Source organism: Dubosiella newyorkensis (genome assembly GCF_001945605.1).
Classification (GTDB): Bacteria; Bacillota_I; Bacilli_A; order Erysipelotrichales; family Erysipelotrichaceae; genus Dubosiella; species Dubosiella newyorkensis.
This window is the reverse complement of the sequence record NZ_MPKA01000021.1, coordinates 1-19,813: the sequence shown is the minus strand read 5'-3', so window position 1 is coordinate 19,813 and position 19,813 is coordinate 1. Positions and strand designations below refer to the sequence as shown.

At 42.1% G+C, this 19,813-nt stretch carries 20 protein-coding genes and 1 other annotated feature; of the genes, 17 read left to right on the top strand and 3 right to left on the bottom strand.

Going from position 1 to position 19,813, the window contains the following annotated elements; all coding sequences use genetic code 11:
* The first annotated feature begins 57 nt into the window (after positions 1–57).
* The 13 genes from rapZ to BO225_RS00345 all read left to right on the top strand — a co-directional run bounded on the left by rapZ (position 58) and on the right by BO225_RS00345 (position 10,756).
* Positions 58–942: an RNase adapter RapZ gene (rapZ, locus tag BO225_RS00405; RefSeq protein ID WP_076340329.1), complete on the top strand. Its 885-nt coding sequence runs from the start codon at positions 58–60 to the stop codon at positions 940–942.
* The gene (locus tag BO225_RS00400; protein WP_076340328.1) at positions 939–1,886 is read left to right on the top strand and encodes a gluconeogenesis factor YvcK family protein; all 948 of its coding nucleotides are present in this window, start codon (positions 939–941) and stop codon (positions 1,884–1,886) included. The genes rapZ and BO225_RS00400 overlap by 4 nt, the downstream gene beginning before the upstream one ends.
* 2 nt (positions 1,887–1,888) lie before the next feature.
* The gene (whiA, locus tag BO225_RS00395) at positions 1,889–2,845 is read left to right on the top strand and encodes a DNA-binding protein WhiA (protein WP_076340327.1); all 957 of its coding nucleotides are present in this window, start codon (positions 1,889–1,891) and stop codon (positions 2,843–2,845) included.
* Positions 2,826–3,356, top strand: coding sequence for a hypothetical protein (locus BO225_RS00390; protein WP_076340326.1), 531 nt, complete (start codon positions 2,826–2,828; stop codon positions 3,354–3,356). The genes whiA and BO225_RS00390 overlap by 20 nt, the downstream gene beginning before the upstream one ends.
* On the top strand, positions 3,356–4,120 hold the full coding sequence (locus BO225_RS00385) for a ZIP family metal transporter (protein WP_076340381.1): 765 nt from the start codon (positions 3,356–3,358) through the stop codon (positions 4,118–4,120). The genes BO225_RS00390 and BO225_RS00385 overlap by 1 nt, the downstream gene beginning before the upstream one ends.
* Positions 4,117–4,476: a NusG domain II-containing protein gene (locus tag BO225_RS00380; RefSeq protein ID WP_076340325.1), complete on the top strand. Its 360-nt coding sequence runs from the start codon at positions 4,117–4,119 to the stop codon at positions 4,474–4,476. Before BO225_RS00385 ends, BO225_RS00380 begins: the two co-directional genes overlap by 4 nt.
* Entirely contained in the window at positions 4,473–4,991 is a 519-nt protein-coding gene (locus BO225_RS00375; protein WP_076340324.1) for a Gx transporter family protein, read from the top strand. The genes BO225_RS00380 and BO225_RS00375 overlap by 4 nt, the downstream gene beginning before the upstream one ends.
* Positions 4,973–5,614, top strand: coding sequence for a hypothetical protein (locus BO225_RS00370; RefSeq protein ID WP_076340323.1), 642 nt, complete (start codon positions 4,973–4,975; stop codon positions 5,612–5,614). The genes BO225_RS00375 and BO225_RS00370 overlap by 19 nt, the downstream gene beginning before the upstream one ends.
* Positions 5,615–5,636: 22 nt before the next feature.
* A complete protein-coding gene (locus tag BO225_RS00365) occupies positions 5,637–6,266 on the top strand; it encodes a redox-sensing transcriptional repressor Rex (protein ID WP_076340322.1) in 630 nt (209 codons plus the stop codon).
* Positions 6,255–6,455, top strand: a binding site (T-box leader). It overlaps the preceding gene by 12 nt.
* A gap of 41 nt (positions 6,456–6,496) precedes the next feature.
* The gene (gene asnS / locus BO225_RS00360; RefSeq protein ID WP_076340321.1) at positions 6,497–7,852 is read left to right on the top strand and encodes an asparagine--tRNA ligase; all 1,356 of its coding nucleotides are present in this window, start codon (positions 6,497–6,499) and stop codon (positions 7,850–7,852) included.
* A gap of 14 nt (positions 7,853–7,866) precedes the next feature.
* Positions 7,867–8,169 (top strand): iron-sulfur cluster biosynthesis family protein, encoded by a 303-nt coding sequence (locus tag BO225_RS00355; RefSeq protein ID WP_076340320.1) that lies wholly within the window; start codon positions 7,867–7,869, stop codon positions 8,167–8,169.
* On the top strand, positions 8,166–8,861 hold the full coding sequence (locus BO225_RS00350; RefSeq protein WP_076340319.1) for a hypothetical protein: 696 nt from the start codon (positions 8,166–8,168) through the stop codon (positions 8,859–8,861). The genes BO225_RS00355 and BO225_RS00350 overlap by 4 nt, the downstream gene beginning before the upstream one ends.
* Before the next feature lie 167 nt (positions 8,862–9,028).
* Positions 9,029–10,756 carry a carbon starvation CstA family protein gene (locus tag BO225_RS00345; protein WP_076340318.1) on the top strand — a complete coding sequence of 576 codons (1,728 nt, stop codon included), beginning with the start codon at positions 9,029–9,031 and terminating at the stop codon, positions 10,754–10,756.
* Positions 10,757–10,809: 53 nt separating this feature from the next.
* Here the strand turns inward: BO225_RS00345 and BO225_RS00340 are convergent, their stop codons facing one another.
* Entirely contained in the window at positions 10,810–12,033 is a 1,224-nt protein-coding gene (locus tag BO225_RS00340; RefSeq protein ID WP_158023760.1) for a peptidoglycan bridge formation glycyltransferase FemA/FemB family protein, read from the bottom strand.
* Between the two features lie 111 nt (positions 12,034–12,144).
* Between BO225_RS00340 and BO225_RS00335 the strand changes: the two genes are divergently transcribed.
* Positions 12,145–13,200, top strand: a complete 1,056-nt coding sequence (locus BO225_RS00335; protein ID WP_076340316.1) for an aromatic acid exporter family protein — start codon at positions 12,145–12,147, stop codon at positions 13,198–13,200.
* Here BO225_RS00335 and BO225_RS00330 read toward each other — a convergent pair.
* Entirely contained in the window at positions 13,197–13,553 is a 357-nt protein-coding gene (locus BO225_RS00330; protein WP_076340315.1) for a PH domain-containing protein, read from the bottom strand. The two genes, BO225_RS00335 and BO225_RS00330, sit on opposite strands and share 4 nt — an antisense overlap.
* A 2-nt stretch (positions 13,554–13,555) precedes the next feature.
* Positions 13,556–14,179 (bottom strand): TetR/AcrR family transcriptional regulator, encoded by a 624-nt coding sequence (locus tag BO225_RS00325; protein WP_076340314.1) that lies wholly within the window; start codon positions 14,177–14,179, stop codon positions 13,556–13,558.
* A gap of 151 nt (positions 14,180–14,330) precedes the next feature.
* On the opposite strand from BO225_RS00325, the gene BO225_RS00320 reads away from it, so the two are divergent.
* The 3 genes from BO225_RS00320 (at position 14,331) to BO225_RS12240 (ending at position 19,796) form a co-directional block, all read left to right on the top strand.
* On the top strand, positions 14,331–16,415 hold the full coding sequence (locus BO225_RS00320; RefSeq protein ID WP_076340313.1) for an efflux RND transporter permease subunit: 2,085 nt from the start codon (positions 14,331–14,333) through the stop codon (positions 16,413–16,415).
* Positions 16,408–19,509, top strand: a complete 3,102-nt coding sequence (locus BO225_RS00315; RefSeq protein ID WP_076340312.1) for a YhgE/Pip domain-containing protein — start codon at positions 16,408–16,410, stop codon at positions 19,507–19,509. Before BO225_RS00320 ends, BO225_RS00315 begins: the two co-directional genes overlap by 8 nt.
* A gap of 122 nt (positions 19,510–19,631) precedes the next feature.
* A complete protein-coding gene (locus tag BO225_RS12240; protein ID WP_158023759.1) occupies positions 19,632–19,796 on the top strand; it encodes a hypothetical protein in 165 nt (54 codons plus the stop codon).
* Positions 19,797–19,813 lie beyond the last annotated feature (17 nt).

Sequence of the window (19,813 nt, the reverse complement as noted above, 5' to 3'; positions counted from 1 at the left end):
TTTTTAGAAGCAAGGTATTGTTTTAGAGAGATGCTATAATGGAAGAAAGGAGGATTTATGAACGAAAACATCGTATTAGTCACGGGAATGTCAGGAGCTGGAAAAAGCAGCGCGATGAACGCTCTTGAAGATCTCGGATACTATTGTATAGATAACTTTCCAAAAGAACTTTTACCAAACCTGGAACAATTGCTCGAAGAAAAAGGGTCCAAGTATAAATCGGTCGCTTTATCGGTATCCGCTTTGGATTACGTTTCTTTCGTTAAATATTTCGACAACAACAACAATAAGCTTCAGATCGTCTTTTTAGACTGCAACGACGATGAATTGCTTCTTCGTTATCGGTTTACGCGCCGACAACATCCAATGATCGCCACCAATCTTGCGACAACGTTGGAAGAAGCCATTGAAATGGAACGGGATTATTTCGATCATCTGCAAGAAAACGCGCAGAATACGATTCACCTTGATACGACCAAGCTTACACCACAAGCGTTAGCGAATCGCATCCGCCACCGGTTCAGGACCGATGAAAAGACAGAGTTCACGATTACTTTCCAGTCTTTTGGTTTCAAGCACGGCGTCCCGATGGATGCCGATAGTGTGATCGACGTCCGGTTCTTGCCGAATCCGTTTTATGAACCAAGCTTGCGTGATAAAACAGGCAATCAAGAAGAAGTCTACAATTATGTCATGTCTGCTGATGAAACGAAGGAATTTGTCGAAAAGCTCAAGGCGTATTTAGATTTCACATTCTCTTCTTACGATAAACAAAACAAATCGCATATGATCGTGGCGATCGGATGTACAGGGGGACAGCACCGCTCTGTGAGCATCTGCAATTATTTGTTCGACACCTATAAAAATATGTATCGCTGCTTCAAGAGCCACCGCGATATCGAAGATGGCGAAGAGAAAGGAATAAAGGAGGAGTTTGAATGAAGAACATCGTCGTGATCGGAGGCGGTACAGGTCTTTCAAGTATGATGATGGGAATGAAAAAGCTCAAAAACGTCAACTTGACTGCGATCGTGACTGTCGCAGATGATGGAGGAAGCACAGGAAGGATCCGGGACGTATATCATGTTCCTGCCATGGGAGATATTCGCCATGTTCTTTCCGCTATGTCCCAAGAAGAAAATGAAACTTTATTCAACGATTTGATGAATTATCGCTTCGAAGGAGACAAAGATATTGGTGGGCATTCCCTAGGAAACTTGATCTTCCTCGCTTTGATGGATACAACAGGCTCCTTTATGGGAGCGATCCAGTCGATCTCGAAAGTTTTGAATGTCAAAGGCGAGATCTTGCCAAGCACGTTGGATGTCGTGACTTTGTATGCATTGATGCAAGATGGCACGCTCGTTCGAGGTGAAAAGAATATCCCCAATATGGATAACCACATTGAAAAGATCTTTTATCAGCAATCGATCACGCCTTTCCCAAAAGCGATCGAGGCCATAGAGCAGGCGGACTTGATTATTTATGGGATCGGCTCGCTATATACATCTGTGATCCCGAATTTGATCATCCAGGAGATCTCGCAAGCGATCTATGAAAACCCTTGTCCAAAGATCTATTTCTGCAACGCGATGAGTCAGCCTGGCGAAACCGATGGCTATTCTTTAGAAGACCACATTCGGGCTCTCGAAAAACATTCCTTTAAAAATCCAGTCGATGTGGCGGTTTTGAACGAAAGCGTGCTGCCTGATTTTGTCAAAAAGAATTATGAAGAAGAAGGCTCGTATCCAGTACAAATGCAGGAAAGCGAACATCCATATAAGATCATTACTCGCAACTTGATCATGCTTGATGAAAAAGGCAGGATCCGGCACAACCCGGATGCGGTAAAAGCCGTTCTGGAAGAGATCTTGGAAGCGATGTAGTTATGTCGTTTACAAGCGATATCAAAGCGGAGATCTGTCAAGTCAAATTGGATGACAACGAAGCAAAAGCGCAGTTGTGTGCGCTGCTTCAATCAAAAGGCAGCTTGCACATGAATTGGCAAGGATCTTATATTTCTGTACAAATGGAAAACGCGGGCATCATCAAACATATTTACACCTTGATCAAACGTCTATATAAGATCGAGGGACGACTTTCTGTCCTGAAAAAGATGCAGCTTAAAAAAAACAATATGTATCGGCTTCAGATCTATGAAAGCTGTACGGAGATCTTGAACGATCTAGGGATCTTGACGGCAAGCGGCTTGCATTCAAGTCCTATCTATAAATGGATCCGTTCGGAAAAAAACGCCCGAGCCTATCTGCAAGGTTGTTTTCTAGGGAGCGGATCGATCAATTCGCCGAAAACGACGAACTACCATCTAGAAATGAGCGCGAGCCACGAAAAACAAGCGTATGGGATCCAAAAGATCCTGGAGCGTTTTTATTTGCCAGCCAAGGTGATCGAAAGAAAAAATGTCTATGTTATTTATATCAAGCAAGGGGATAAGATCGCTGATTTTTTAAGGCTGTGCAACGCGACGAGCGGCTTGTTTTTATTTGAAGACAACCGGATCCAACGGGATTTTTACAACCAGCTCACCCGTTTGGATAACTGCGAAGTTGCCAACGAGATGAAAACGTTCAAGGCCGCCAAAGAACAACTGGCTTGCATTCAAATCTTAGAAGACCATGCCCGTCAGCTTCAGATCCCGGAAAAGATTTTGCAGGTGATGGAGATCCGTAAAAAGCATCCGGAAGCAAGTATCAACGAACTCTGCGACGAAGCCTATCGAGAATATGGAGAGATTATTTCAAAATCAGGGATGAAGCATCGCCTTAGCAAGATCAAGACGATGGCAAAAGCTTGGAGGAGCGAAGATGAAGAAGTGGATTCTTAACGCGGGAATTTGTATTATGCTATCTGGATGCGCGCAGACACTCGATCTAAAAAAGCAGACATTCACGATCGAGCTTGGACAAGATGTATACGCCAATCCAAATTTATATATGAAAGAAGATCGGCTCGTGGATCAAAAACGCTTGAAAGTCGTTCCTGTCACAAATGGAATCGCCATCAAGGATAATCGATTTATCAGCGTCGGGAAGGATATATTAGAAGTTGGCGAGTATGATTTTAAGCTCGATTATGATGGGGACGCGACTCCTTTTGTGATCAAGATCAAAGATACACAGCCACCGACTCTGACGAATACGCCTAGCTCCATCGAAGTTGGGTATCTAGAAAAGATCGACTGGGACTCGGTTTTTCAGGCGAGCGATCTATCGGGTGTCTCGTATGAATCCGCTAACGATTTAACGAGCACAAGCGGAGAAAAGGATACAGTCGTTAAGATCAAAGATCGATACGGGAATACGATCGAACAACCGATCAAGGTGGTGGTAAGATGATGAGTAATGAAATATGGATCGGAACGCTCGTTCCTTTTTTAGGAACGATTTTAGGCAGCGCGATGGTCTTCTTTTTGAAAAAAGAGATCCCTGTTCGTATTGAAAAAAGTTTGTTAGGATTTGCGGCCGGCATCATGGTCTCGGCTAGCTTCTTTTCGCTGCTGCTTCCTGCCTTGGAACAAGCTGGCTACATTCAATGCGCCTTGGCTTTTCTCGCGGGTATTTTGTTTTTGTTGTTTTTAGATGAAGTGATCCCCCATGTACATGCTATCACGGATCAAGAAGAAGGGATAAAGACACCATGGAAGAAAACGACAAAGCTTTTCTTCGCCATGACGCTTCACAACATTCCAGAAGGGATGGCTGTCGGAGTCGTTTTTGCAGCCTTTCTGCAAGGGCAGGCGACGATCACGTTTGCAGCTGCTCTTTCGTTGGCGATCGGGATCGCGATCCAGAATTTTCCCGAAGGAGCCGTGTTATCGATGCCTATGCATACGCAAGGTATGTCGAAATGGAAAGCGTTTCTCTATGGAAGCCTATCTGGGATCGTAGAGCCGATCGGAACGTTGCTGACGATCGCTTTTTCTCAATATTTAACGCCGATCTTGCCGTATTTCCTTTCTTTTGCGGCAGGGGCGATGATGTATGTGGTCGTTGAAGAGCTGATCCCGGAAGCTCAAGAAGGGAAGCATTCGAATTTTGGAACATTGTGTTTTGGGATCGGATTTGCGGTCATGATGGTCTTGGATGGAGTTCTTGGATGAGAAAGGCGGACAAAATATTGATCGTCTCGATCATGATCGCATGTCTTGTCTTGATCATTCCGATCATGCAAAACGCGCCTGTGAGCAAGGAAGCCGTCGTTCAAGTCAAAAATAAAGAAGTGCTTCGCTTTTCGCTTTTAGAAAACGCCAATTACGCGGTCGATGGAACGTTAGGCAAAGTGAGCATTGAAGTCAAAGATGGAGCGGTGCGAGTAAAACAAGAAAACTCGCCCCATCATTATTGTTCGAAGCAAGGATTTGTCGATTCTGTCAATACACCGATCGTCTGTTTGCCCAATGAAACTGTTGTTCGTATCGAAGGGCAAGAAGACGGAGAGGATGTGCAGATTCAATGAATACGAAAAAAGGCGTCATTCTTGCATTTTTGATCGCGCTAGGGATCGTGTTTCAATTGATCGAAAGCTTTTTCCCGATCGTCATGGTCGTTCCAGGTTATAAGATCGGGATCGCCAATATCGTATCCTTGTTTGCCTTATACGCGTATAGTCCGAAAGATATGGTGATCGTAACGACTGGGAGGATCTTTCTTGCGTCGTTGTTGCAGGGGACTCTTTTTTCGATCGCCTTTCTTTTGTCGGTATCGGGAGGTCTTCTTTCGATGTTCGCGATGATCTTGGCGTATCGTTCGAAGATCTTTTCGATCTATGGGGTGAGCATCTTGGGCGCCTGCTTTCATAATGTCGGACAAGTGTTGGCGATCACCTATATTTATCAACAATATTTTATGCAGCTGTTCTTGCCGATCCTTTTGGCGTTATCGATCGTATCTGGTTTATGCATCGCTTTGCTGACACGACAGATCTTGCTTAGGATGAAAGGGAAATTGGGACTATGGAAGACAAGTATTTAAACGCTCTCTATCGGATCGAGGAAAAAAGCAAGCATCAGCTCAGCATGATGTCGGATAAATACAATCTGCTTGATGAGCTGACGCGCTCGATGATCTATGAAGAAATAATCACGATCAACGATTATTTAAAGCTTTTGGAAATGTTCGCGATCAAATACGCGGAAGAAGAGGATCGCGACGCCTATGAATATACGATGATCAAGATGCAGATGCTCGTCGAGGCGAAACGAAAAAAATACAAGCGGACCTTGTTCAAGGGGGTTGATTTTCAAAACCGGATCGACTATGGCGTGGCGATCTTTTTATCGGAACGCAAAGATTATTTAAGCAAAAGAAAAGAGATGCTCATGAAGCCGTTTTTGTATGTATCGACCTCTATTTATATTGTCATGCTTTCGCTTTTGGTCTTTGTTTTTCATATTCCTTTTTTGTTCGCGTTTTTATTTAGCGTATTGATCTGGCTCTTTTTCTTGGTTTATATGGTTTTTTCCTTATTGGATGAAAAGATCCTAGAGGAAATCGAGAAAAATCGTTCGGCTTTGGATCAAGCGATGGATGAATTCGAAGTGAGTCGCAAAAATAGTTCAGTTTCTAATTTATTTCACAAATTCATCAAAATCTGATACAATAATATGGGTGATTTCTATGCGAAAAATAAACGTACCAAAAGCAACATTACATCGCTATCCGATCTATTTGAAAGCGCTTAGACGACTTCAAAAAAACGGAGTGGAAAAGATCATGTCCAAGGAACTGGCGGCTCTTGTCGATATCGAGCCGACGACGATCCGAAGAGACTTTTCGTTTCTTGGCAACTTAGGCAAGCAAGGCTATGGCTATGATGTCAATAAACTGATCGAGATCTTTAATTTACAGCTGGGTGTCGACTTTGATGAAAAGATCATTTTGGTCGGTGCCGGAAACTTAGGGAAAGCGCTTTTGAATTATAATAAATGGGATCATGTGGTCGGCGAGATCGCATGCGCTTTTGATATTGATCCTGAAAAATGCAAAGAGCAGTTTGGTGTGGACGTCTATCCAATGAGCGAATTGGAAGAAAAGATCCCAAAAGGCTGTCGTATCGCGATCTTGACGATCTCGAACGATGTACAGCAAACGGTGGATCGATTAGTAGCGTGCGGGATCCAGGGAATCGTAGACTTTACCCATCAGCATTTCAAAGCCCCCAAAGGGGTTGATATCAAGTTTATCGATGTGGTATCATCTATTCAAGAACTTGTCTTTCAGACAAATTCAATGGATTCAAAAACATAGAAACAGTAGAAGGCTTTGCGGGTTTTCAAGAGAGTATGCGTTTGGTGGAAGCATATACGAAGCAAAGAGAATGAACAGCTGCGGAGTTGGTCTGGAGAAAGCTAGTAGACAGACTCGTTGGGCGCGTTAAGTCTAGAGCGTATACTTAGTATAAATAAGGATGGTACCGCGGTTTCGATCGTTCCTCAAAGAAGGAACGGTTTTTTTTTGGAAAGGAAGAGGTTGTTGATATGTTAGTAAAGAAATTGAAAGAACGATTTGAAGAGCTCGATGGAAAAGAGATCATGCTACAAGGATGGGTGAGAACGAACCGGAATTCAAAAAAGCTTGGTTTTATTGAATTGAACGATGGTACGACATTTTCCAATGTGCAGATCGTATATTTGGACGATCTAGACAACTATAAGGAAGTCTCCAAGATTACTCTAGGAAGCGCGATCGAAGTCAAAGGGATCGTTAAAGTCACTCCAGAAGGAAAACAGCCTTTTGAGATCCAGGCTTCTTCGATCGATGTCTTAGGGGCTTCGGATCATGATTATCCGTTGCAGAAAAAGCGGCATAGTTTCGAATATATGCGTGAAATTCCGCATGTTCGTCCGCGTGCGAACACGTATTATGCGATGTTCCGTCTTCGTTCTGTCTTGAGCATGGCGATCCATCGCTTCTTCCAAGATCGAGGTTTTGTTTATGTCCATACGCCAGAGATCACAGGCAACGACGCGGAAGGCGCTGGAGAAGTGTTTACGGTCACGACGCGCTGCGATGGCAAATACGAAGAAGATTTTTTTCAGAAACATGCGCAGTTGACAGTTTCCGGACAGCTTCATGTAGAACCTTTCGCTTTGACGTATCGCAACGTCTATACATTTGGTCCTACTTTTAGAGCGGAAAACTCCAATACGACGCGTCATGCGAGCGAATTCTGGATGATCGAGCCGGAAATGGCGTTTGCGGATCTGAGCGATGATATGGATGTGATCGAAGATATGATCAAATACTGTATCCGATATGTTTTAGAAAACGCGAGCGAAGAAATGGCGTTCTTTGAAAAGATGATCGATCACGACTGCATCACTCGTGTGAAGAAAGTGGCGGATTCAAAATTCGAGCGGATGAGCTATACTGAAGCGATCGAGCATTTAAAAGCGGCAAAAGATCAATTTGAAAACCAAGACATTTTCTGGGGCATGGATCTTCAATCGGAGCATGAGCGTTACTTGTGCGAACAAGTCGTGAAAGGACCTGTATTCTTGACAGATTACCCGAAAGAGATCAAGGCGTTTTATATGCGTTTAAATGATGATGGCAAAACGGTCGCTGCATGCGATCTTCTTGTTCCATATGTTGGAGAGCTTGTTGGAGGCAGCCAACGCGAGGAGCGTTACGATCTTCTCGTTTCTCGTATGCAGGAAATGGGAATGGAGCTTGAGGGCTTGCAGTGGTACTTGGATCTGCGTCGATTTGGCGGATGCAAGCATTCAGGATTTGGGCTTGGTTTTGATCGCATGCTCATGTACTTGTCCGGAGTTCAAAATATTCGCGATGTTCAGCCATATCCTAGAACACCACGGAATCTAATTTTTTAAGGAGGTATATCCAAATGAATATTACAGATGCGGCTAAAGCGCAGTTAGAAGCTTTATTGAAGGAGAACAAGGCGGAAGGTTTGATGATGCAGATCGCAACCTCTTGTTGTGGGGCATCACCGATGTTTTCTTTGGCGGTTTTTGATGATAATGATGTCGTCACAACGATCAATGGAATTCAAGTACTGATTCCTGCAGAGGGAAAAGAGTTGGCAGAAGGTGTGAAGATCGATGTTCTCAATGGGGATCTTGTGGTCGAGAATTTGAATCATAGCTGTAATTGCCACGAAGAAGTCTGTTCGCACTGTCACGAATGAAAAAGAAAAAAAAGATCTTGTTTGTCGATACAGAAAATATCGGAATTCAAATTCCAGAGACAATCAAGAAGAGGTATACGATTTATTTTTATTTGCACAACCGCAACATTTTGCCAAAGATCTATCCGGCTTGTATGAATGAACGAGTTCGATTGGTAGATCTAAGCACGAATTCTTCGAACGTTAAAAACGAGATGGATCTTGTGCTTTTAGCACAGCTTTCGATCTGCTGCGCAAAATATAAAAAGAAAAGGCAATATGTCATTCTTTCTAAAGATAAAGGCTATGATCGCCCGATCGAGCTTTTGTCTCAAGAATATGGTGTGAAGATCAGACGGGAAGAGAAAGATCTTAAAGAGTTTTTGGGTAAACAAAAAGTGCGATTGGCTTTGCCTGAACCAGCAAAGGAAGAAGTCTTCAAGCCTTGGATCGATCAAGATCTTTTTCGAAAGTGCAAGAACTATAATGAATATCGGAATCGATTAGGAAAGAAAAAGCGGAATGAGATACGGATCGACCCGATCGCCTATCGAGGGGCCAACAATGCATGGATCGAATACGATCCATATCAAAAAGTTTGGATCCCATATGTAAGCAGTTTCGCACTCAAAGCGATCTCGCCCAATAAAGAGCTTGCTATAGTCTCTAACCGATTAAAAGAATATATTAAAAATAAAGAAAGAAATTGTTGAATATTCAGCTATTTCTTTTTTTTTTGATGAAATATTTTTCATAAAAATGGAATATTAAGAAAATATTAAACAAAATTTACAGAAAATATTTTACATTTTTTCTTTATGGGATAATAATGGGAATAGATTCTTTTTTATTGTTTCTGTTAAAGGAAAGGAAAATCGAAATGAATGGAATAACGATGATGGTGATCGCCATCCTATTTCTTGGCGCCGGTTATGTATTTTATGGAAAATGGCTTGCTAAGACGTGGGGGATCGATCCTAAAGAGCCTACTCCTGCGTATACGCAAGAAGATGGTGTTGATTATGTGCCAGCGGATACGAATGTTGTATTTGGTCATCAATTTGCCTCGATCGCTGGAGCAGGACCGATTAATGGTCCGATCCAAGCTGCGATTTTTGGCTGGGTGCCAGTTTTATTGTGGATCCTTTTTGGCGGCGTGTTCTTTGGTGCGGTGCAAGATTTTGCCAGCATGTACGCTTCTGTCAAATCAAAAGGGAAAGGGATCGGCACGATCATTGAAATGTATATTGGCAAGACGGGTAAAAAGTTGTTTTTGCTGTTTTGCTGGTTGTTTTGTATTTTAGTAGTGGCAGCTTTTGCCGATATCGTGGCAGGAACATTCAATGGCTATAGTGATATGGGGGCGACGATCCAAGCGAATGGAGCTGTAGCGATGACTTCGATGATTTTTATCGTTGAAGCAGTTGGTTTAGGGATGATCTTGCGTTATGCGCATTTGAATAAGTGGATCAACACCGCTTTGGCTGTTTTGATGTTGATCGCGGCGGTGTGGCTAGGAATGCATTATCCTATTTATCTCACCCAGACAACATGGCATTATATTATTTTTATTTATATTTTTATCGCCTGTGTCGTTCCTGTTTGGGCGCTTTTACAGCCTAGAGATTATTTGAATTCATATTTGTTGATCTTTATGATCGTTGGGGCTGTCATTGGTGTTTTCGTTTCGAATCCTTCGATCAACTTGGCGGCTTTTTCGGGCTTTGATGTAGATGGACAAATGCTTTTTCCGATCTTGTTTGTCACGATCGCATGTGGAGCAGTCAGCGGATTCCATTCACTTGTCTCTTCGGGAACGGCTTCCAAACAAATCAAAAACGAAAAGGACATGCTTCCAGTATCTTATGGAGCCATGATCATGGAAAGCATGCTCGCGGTGATCGCTTTGATTTGTGTAGCTAGTTTTGCAAGTGGTGAGGCGGCGAGTATGGGTCTTGTCACGCAGCCGCAGATTTTTGCAGGCGCGATCGCCAACTTTCTCGTATCGATTGGACTTCCTTGGGATCTGACATTTACTTTGATCAATTTGGCCGTCAGCGCTTTCGCCCTGACTTCTTTGGATTCGGTGGCTCGAATTGGCCGGTTGTCTTTGCAGGAACTATTCTTGGATGAAGACACGAATTTAGAGGAACTATCGCCTTTTAAAAAGTTGATGACCAATACTTATTTTTCGACTGGACTCACTCTAGTTTTGGCGATCATTCTTGCGCGGATCGGCTATGCGCAGATCTGGCCATTGTTTGGTTCGGCTAATCAGCTTTTGTCGGTGCTTGCTTTGGTGGCTTGCGCGGTGTTCTTGAAAAAGACAAAACGCAGATCCAAGATGCTTTATATTCCAATGCTTTTCATGATGGCGGTTACGTTCACCGCTTTATCGATGACGATCTTTGGGTTAACGGGCAATTTGTTTGCGGGAACGCTCACATTGGGTCTTGGTTTACAGCTTGTCTTTGCCATCTTGCTGCTGGCTCTTGGAATCATCGTGGCTATCCAAGGGCTGCGTGCATTGGCAGGAAAAGAGAAGGTCGATCTTCAAACTGGACCGATGAATAGTTTCGAAGAAGAGATCGATGCTTTAGCGGATTAAGAATAGATTTGGATTTAAAAAGCTCTCTAAAGGAAAGAGAGCTTTTTTCATCGTTATTTTTTACTGGTTTTTTTACGATAGATCGGCATCACGAGCGAGTATACGATTTTTTTGATCGGTAAGTCGAATTCGCCAGCGTATTCTTCGATCATCGGGTCGAAGTTATCTTTAAATTGGGTGAGGCCATCGTTTAGGTCGCCTTCGATCCCGCCCATGCTGACTTTTTTGCAGCCATGTTCCAATCCCCATTGAAAGATCTCGACGTAGTTTTTGTATTGGGCCATGAATTGTTTGAAGCGCTCATCCATTCCTGCATACAACATTTCCATATAGGGGCCATACTTTACGGAAAGCATTCCGGCGATCGGGGTCTTTTCTTTTGGAAGTCCATCTTGGATCATTTGTTCGAATGATTTTAATTTGTTTTCGAGAGAGACTTGGCGTTCTAAGAGGGAATTGCGTTTTTTCTTCGCGTTTTCGGGGCACGTTTCTAGATCGTGCATCACTCCGGCAAGATCGGTTTTTGTCTCTTGCATCAATTCTTCTAAATTGCAGTAGGCGATATGGATGATCGCATCGTTTCCATAGATTTCGAGCAGTCGTTTGAAATACTCTTTATCCCGAAGCGAGATTCCTTTTCTTGCTTCGGTGAATTGTACGAGGTTGGCGAAGGTGTCTAACAATTCTTCATGACCTTCTTCGATGCTTACGCCATGTTTATTGGCGACTTTGATCAGTTTTTTTGTATGGCGTGGCATCGTACTTTCCACTTTTTTGATGTCGGGTTCGAAGAACGCGACGGATTCGAAGCGCGGCTGCACGGTGTCTTCAAGCATTAAGGTATATCCTTTATGTTCTGCGCCGATGGATTCGAGGAGCGAAACAACTTTTTTTCCTTTTTCACTGATTCCTTCAGGCCGATCTTTCGTTTTGAACGATTGGATCGGGTAGGCAGGATCGAATTTGATAAAGATCACATTGTTTTGTTTGGCGAGTTTTTTTAGATGGTCAAAAAATGTTTTGACTTGGTTTGGATTTTCCCAATCAAGGATTGGTCCGCGAGGGATATACCATGTTTTAAAACCGAATGGCAATGTTTTGCTCAAGACAAGACTTGTGGCTGTTAACTGGTCGTTATCGTCGTAAAGTCCAAGTGTCATAGAGTCCCAGTTGTTTTTGATCTTTGCCCAGTTGTAGCTTTGCAGCAGATGGTTGTAAGGCTGCTCTTGGACGAATCGATCGTATTCTTTTTGAGGTATATTCGTTTCAAATCGCATATTTGTCATTTCCTTTTCTGTAATTGCCCATCTATTATACTCCTATCCGTCAAGTATTGTATAATCGCAATCTTTTTCGTAGACTTAAAGAAACAGTTCGGGGAGGATCGTATGTCAATCAATCAAAAGAAGGCTTTGATCTTAGCGTTTAAAATTGGAATAGGTTCGGCGCTTGCTGTTTTTTTGGCGCATTTGTTTTGGCTAGAAAATCCGATGGGGGCAGGGACGATCACTTTGTTGACTCTTTTGACGACAAAAAAAGGGACGTTTAAATTGACGTTTCAAAGAATTTGGACGTTTCTTATTACGGTGAGCTTGTGTTGTTGGATCTATCCTTGGCTTCAGGAAGATTTTATCGCTTTTGGTTTTGTGATCTTTTTGCTCGTTCTGATCACGGAGGCTTCGAAAACGCAGCAGACACTTTCAGTCAATGCTTTGATCGCGATGCATTTTTTTTCGACTCAAACGTATTCTTGGCCTTTTATTTTTAACGAGTTTTTTTTGTTGTTGATCGGAATCTCGATCGCGATCGTTTTTAATTTGTTTCATGATTATCGAGGAGCGACAAGTTCTTTGGTTGAAAAGGTGCGGAAAACGGATGAGGAGCTTTTGATCTTGATTCGAGAAGTAATCGTATATATGGAAAAGATGGAGACAAATTCAAAAGTATGGGGAGAGTTTGGGCGGATCGAAAAGGAGCTGCAGACAGCTTTGTCGCAGGCGATCGAGTTTCAAGACAATACGTTCAGCGATCATCCTCAGTATTTTATTGAATACTTTCAGATGCGGATACGTCAGTTTCATATTCTTCATAATTTGCATTATGAGATCCGTAAGATTCGGAGCATGCCTGCTCAAGCAAAGATCATCGAGCAATTTTTGGATGTTTGCTGCAACAAGATCTATGAGCATGAATTGCCGATCATGCAAAAGGAGATCTTGAGTGAAATCTTTTTGGTCATGAAAAAAGAGCCGCTTCCTTCTTCTCGTGAAGAATTTGAAAGTCGTGCTCTTTTGTATCATATTTTGATGGATCTCGAAGACGCTTTGAGCGCGAAAGTCGATTTTATCGAAAGCTTGAGCGAAGAATCGCTGAAGCTATACCGGAATGAAAAGACAAAACATATCGTTTCGATGGAGGAAGCGCCAGATCGAGCGGTTTTTTAGCGCGCCATCGCTTGAGCGAGTAGCTTAAGGAGCTCGTTTGGATCGATCGAGTGATCGAGTTTAAAAATGTATTGATCGTTCCATGTATCGATCGTCAATGTGTTTTTTTGCAGATTGGCTTGTTGTAGGCTATAGGCTTCGATCTTTGAGACTGGGAAAACATACAGTGTATGCTCGGAGCCGAAAAGTCCTTGCGAATCGGATAAAAGGATCCGTTGGTTTGTAAGTGTGAATATATCTTTTCCATCTTTATAGCTGACTAGAGCGGTTTCGTTGGTATCTAGAACGGCACTGATATTTTGAGGCGTGTCGATCTTTTTGGTCAAGGTCCAGATTGGATGTTGTGTTGCCATATTTATTTCTCGCTTTCTTTGGATGGTTCTCCTTGCTTGAGTATAGCACGGATCGAGTCGAACAAATAGGGCTTAAGCTCCTGGATCGGCATTGGTTTGGATTCGAGGATGCTTGTATAACAGGCGCTTCCGACCATTTCGATGATCAAATATAAAATGATCGTTGGATTTTTGAATGTATAATGATATTTGTGCACGAGTTTGATGAATTGATCGTTTAAATTATACGTTTCATCGTTTTCGAGGGCGGAGTGGAGCTGTTCATGAAATACGCCAAGAGACAGGTTGTTTTTAATGAAGCGAAGCATGACTGGATTGGATTCTAAGGAGAGCAGTACGTTGTTGAGGATAAAGACGACGCTGTCTTCAAAATTGCGGATATCGTTTTTTTGCAGTTCATCATTGGCGCTTTTAAAAAGCTTGGAGACTTCGATCGAGATCAAGTAGTCTCTAAGATGATACTTATCTTTAAAGTAAAGATAGAAAGTTCCTTTAGCCACTCCGGCATTGGATACGATATCTTGGATGCTGACATTTTTGATATCTGTTTTTGAGAAGAGCGAGTAGGCTGCTTTAAGCAGGCTCTCTTTTTTTTTGCGTTTATTTTCGAGTATTTTGCTTTTCATGGCTTAACTATATCACAAGTTGACTAAAAATGACCATTTGTTTAGTTGAAAATCGTGATTATAGTTTCTAAAACAAAAAAAATGTAAAATATTTGACCAATAGTCATTCTAGTGATATATTCACAGGCATGAAAGGAATGTATTGAGGAATATGGAAAAACTATCACAATTTATCGTCAAGTATCGAAAGGTGATCTTGATCATTTCGATCTTGCTTCTTATTCCAAGTGTGTTTGGATATTTGAACACAAAAGTCAACTACGATATTTTATCCTATTTGCCAAAAGACAGTGAGTCTATGAAAGCGCAAGATATTTTGAATGATGATTTTAATTTATCGAGTGTCGACATGCTCGTTGTCAACAATATGAAGGATAAAGATGTTCTCAAGTTAAAAAAAGAGATTCAGGGGATCCAAGGAGTCGACAAAGTTATTTGGAGAGATGATGCCACAGACATCACGGTGCCAAAAGAAGCGATTCCTGAAAATATAAGAAAGATGCTTTACAGTGGCGATTCAACGATGTTGATCATCACGTTCAAAGAGCCGACTGCTTCGGATACGACGATGGATGCGATCGCGAAGATCAAGAAATATGCGGCGATGGATTGTTATTTGGCAGGGTTTAGCGCGATTACAGAAGATACGAAAGATTTAGTGAATACGGAGACGCCAATTTATTCATTGATCGCCGTTATTCTTTGTTTGTTCGTATTATGTCTAGGCTTGAAATCTTGGGTCGCCCCGATCGTTTTCTTGATCGGTATCGCGTTTCCGATCATCTACAATATGGGAACGAATGTGTTCTTAGGTCAGATTTCCTATATTACGCAGGCTTTGGCGTTGATTTTGCAGCTGGCTGTAACGATGGACTATTCCATTTTCCTCTTACACCGTTATCAAGAAGAAAAACAAAAGGTGAGCGATAAAGAATTGGCGATGTCAAAAGCGATCCATGCCACTTTTGTTTCAATCACTTCTTCTTCAGTCACAACGATTGCTGGATTCTTGGCCTTATGTGCTATGCAGCTGACGTTGGGAAAAGATATTGGAATCGTCATGGCAAAAGGTGTCGTTTTGGGTGTTGTTTGTACCGTGTTGGTTTTGCCTAGTCTTTTGATGGCTTTTGATCCATGGATCGAGAAATGGTCACATCCTGTACTGATCCGTCCTTTAAAGAGAACGCCTAAATTTGTAGTGAAGCATTATAAAGCGATTTTGATCGTCTTTGTATTGTTGTTCATTCCAGCTATCTATTGCCAAGCCAACGTAGGTCAATATTACGATTTGACGCAGACGCTTCCTGAAGATTTGCCAAGTGTTATTGGAACGAATCAATTAAAGGAAAAGTTCAATATGACAACGACTCATTTCACGATCCTTTCAGATCAAGTGAAAACGAAAGATATTCAAAAGATCATTGACCGGATCGAAAAGGTCGATGGGGTCACGAATGTGATTGGTTATGAAAAATATATGGGTCCTGGGGTTCCGAGCACTTTTGAACCGAAGGCTGTGCAAGATATTTTGCATAATGGTGGCAAGCGTTTGTTGGTGATCAATTCGGATTACCGGGCTGCCACAGATCAAGAGAATAAACAGCTGGATCAAATCGATTCGATCATTCATAAATACGATCCGGAGGCGAAAATTGCTGGAGAAGGAAGCTTGACGAGAGATTTGATTCATGTTACAAATACAGATTTTCAAATGGTCAATATTGTGTCGATCGTGGCGATTTTGTTGATCATCGCAATCACGTTCAAATCGTTCTCTTTGCCTTTTATTCTTGTATTGGCGATCGAGTTTGCGATTTGTATCAATATGGGTATTCCATTCTTGACGCATACACAGTTGCCATTTATTGCGGGTATTGTTATTGGCACGATTCAGTTGGGCGCTTGTATCGATTATGCGATCTTGATGACGACACGGTTTAAGGAAGAGCTTCAAAATGGCAAAGATCGAAAACGGGCTGCGCAAACGGCGATCATGATGACATCGCCTTCGATCATCACAAGTGGCTTGTCGTTCTTTGCTGCTTGTTCGGGGGTGGCGTTGATTGCCAAGATGGATATGATTGCTTCTTTATGTGAATTATTAGGAAGGGGCGCCTTGATTTCGGTAATCGTGATCTTGACTGTGCTTCCTTCACTTCTGATCTTCTTTTCTAAATTGATTGAAAAAACGACTAAGGGATGGCCAAAAGCCAAGGGAGAAATTGCTCATGAATAAAACAATTAAAAATATTGGATGTTCGATTCTTGCGACAGTGATGGGATGTTCTTCGATTTCGATTCCGCTTTTTGCAAGTGAGGAAGATCATCCGACCGAAAAAACGGAGACAGTATATACAGTGATCGACGCGAATGGAAACGTGGAGGATACGATCGTTTCTTCATGGCTCCATGATGAAGACGGGATCCAGTCGATTCAAGAAACGCTCGATCTTGAAAATGTTGAAAATATCAAGACCGATGAAAAGCCAACGGTCAAAGGGAAAGAGTATACATGGAATGTCAAAGGCAATGATGTATATTATCAAGGCGACACGAAAAAGGATCTTCCGATTTCACTGTCGATCGAATATAAATTGGATGGAAAGACGATTGCTCCAAAGGATCTTGTCGGCAAGAGCGGCCATTTAGAAATGTTGATCCATTTTACAAACAACATTTCAAAAAAAGTGATGGCGAATGGGAAAGAGGTCACGATTCATCCTTCCTATATTGCAGGGGGTTTGATGGATTTGAATACCGATGTATTCTCGAATGTCAAATGCAAGCAAGGCAAGATCGTCAATGATGGCAAAAACGAGATCTTAGCGTTCGCCACGGTTCCTGGACTCGCTCAAACATTGGATGAAGCAGGACTTTCTACGGTGGCTAAAAAAGTAGATTTGAGCGATACGATCACGATCAATGCCGATGTCAAAGACTATCAAGAAACGGAAATCATGATGGGGGCTACCAATGAAATGGATGCAGAAGACATCGAAGGAATCGATTCAGTTTCCGATCTTACGGGTGGCATCAATGAGCTTGTCAGCGCTAGCGAGCAGATCAATGAGGGAACACATCAATTGTCGGATGGAACAGGAGAATTGAAGGCGGGGATCCAGCCATTGACTCAGGCTGGTCCAAAAATCGAAGAGCTAAGTAATGGAGCGTCCCAATTGTATGATGGAAGCAAGAAGCTGAATACTGGCATCGAAGAATATACGAATGGAGTGGCAAAAGTCAACACGGGAGTAGGTCAGCTTGCTCAAGGAACAGATCAATTAAGAGCGGGGATACAGCCATTAGCACAAGTTGGACCTCAGCTTAATCAGCTAGGAAATGGAGTTTCTCAACTGTACGATGGAAGCAAAAAGCTACATACTGGCATCGAAGAATATACGAATGGAGTGGCAAAAGTCAACACGGGAGCAGGTCAGCTCGCTCAAGGAACAGATCAACTTAAAGAGGGCATGAAGCCATTAGAGAGTGCTTATCCTCAAATCGATCAATTGATCGAAGGATCGAGCCAGCTCGCTGAAGGTAGCGAAAACCTTCAAGCAGGTCTAGCACAATATACGGCTGGGGTTGCTCAGTTAAATGAAGGAAATAAAAACTTGTATGCGATCGATAATGGTGTCCGTGAACTCAAACAAGGAAGTTTGACATTGAGTGAAGGCAATCAAAAAGTTGTAGATGGTATTGAAGAGATCAGTCAAAAGGTTTCTAGTCTGGATCCAAACTTGATTAAAAACTTGAATGATAAGATTCAAAAGGCAAAGGCGGCTTTAGACGAGCTCAATACGATTTTAGTCAAAGATACGAACACTCTCGATTCGATGAGCGCGACTGTTGAACAAGCTTCTCAAGGATTAACTGGCATGGAAGCTCTTGTAGCAGATATTCAAACAGAAGCTGGAAAGATGAATGCGATCATTGATCAAAATAACGCGAAGATCGATGCTTATAACGCTTCTGCTAATTCGAGCGTTGCTCAATTTAAATCAGAACGAAATGCCTACATTGCTCAAATTGATTCTGCGATCGCTGCCTTACAGAATGCGCAAGTCAATCAAACTTATGAAGTGCCTGTCACTACGAAAACGGTTGATGAAAATGGACGAGAACAAGACACAGTTACGTATGAAACAAAGACAGTAACGGTTGATCTAAGTTCTCAAATCGCAAGCTTGCAAAGTCAAAGAGATGCTTTGGCTGCGGCAACTTCTCCTGAACAGCTTCAAGCGTTAGAAAAACTCGATCCTTCTCAATTGGCTCAGGATTTTCAAACAATGAGCGCCGGACTTAGTTCGATGCAAGAGACGATCAAATCAGCAAAAGATAGTTTGGCAAGTATGCAAAGCGATATTCAAACTTCAAAAACGATTCTAAATCAGATGCAGTCTTCTTTGAGCGATCCAACTTTGACGCCGGTTATTGGAGATATTCAAAATCAAGTTGCTCAGTTAAAAGAGGGTCTCGGTAAATTAACAAAGGGCTCCCAAAATGTTCAAAATGGAATCACAAGAATGGATCAAGGAATCGATAAACTGGAAGAGAGCACAAATCAAGCGGCTGCTCAATTGAATGCTGGATCTCAACAACTTGTTGATCAAAACGAGGCTTTGAATAGTGGAGCTGCTCAACTCGCTCAAGGTACGAAACAGTTGGCTGATCAAAAAGATAAGTTGAATGAGTTAAAAGCAGGTTTAGGTAAGCTCAGCGGAGGCGTTGATCAATTAAATTCTGGAGCGAATAGCTTAGCCCAAGGAACAAACCAACTCAATGAGAATTCCGGAAAACTTAAAGAGGGAGCGAGTCAATTAGAGGCTGGAACAAAACAATTGTATGATCAAAAAGGTAAACTCTCCGAATTACAAAATGGTTTAGGTATGTTGACGGATGGTGTTGACCAATTGAATTCTGGAGCGAATGGAATAGCACAAGGTACAAATCAACTCAACGAAAATTCTGGAAAACTTAAAGAAGGTGCAAGTCAATTAGAAGCTGGAACGAAACAATTGTATGATCAAAAAGACAAACTCAATGAATTGAAGGCAGGAATCAGCAAACTAGAATCGGGTGTAGATGAACTCGATGCTGGTGCGAAAAAGCTGGCAGAAGGTTCCGATCAATTCCAAGAACAAGGAATGGGTCAATTGAAGAAAAAATTAGATCTGACGACGAATGAAGTGAAGACTTTGATGGATATTGTGGAAGATATTCAAGATTTGAATCAAGAAAACGCGTCGTTTGCCGGAGCTCCTAAGGGTGCAGATTCAAAAGTTCGGTTTGTATTCCGAACAAAGGAAACAAGTGAAGAAGACAAATAATCATCAACTTTAACGAAATGTTTCTTTGAACTGTGGAAGATTAAAATCTTTCGCAGTTTTTTTCTTTTTTGGGACCATTTTTTTGTTTTTTGTCGTATTGAATATAAGAAGGGGGAATCACTATGTACAGCTTTGTTCGAGAAGAAATATTCTCGTATCCTATGCTACAATGGAATCAAGAAAAGACATTCGATGCGGCCTGCAAAAAGGTGCTTTCCAAAAAGGCGATCCTGGCTTATATCGTGAAAAAAACGATTCCGGAATTTGAAGACTATTCGGTTCGGTAGATCGAATCGTTGTATAT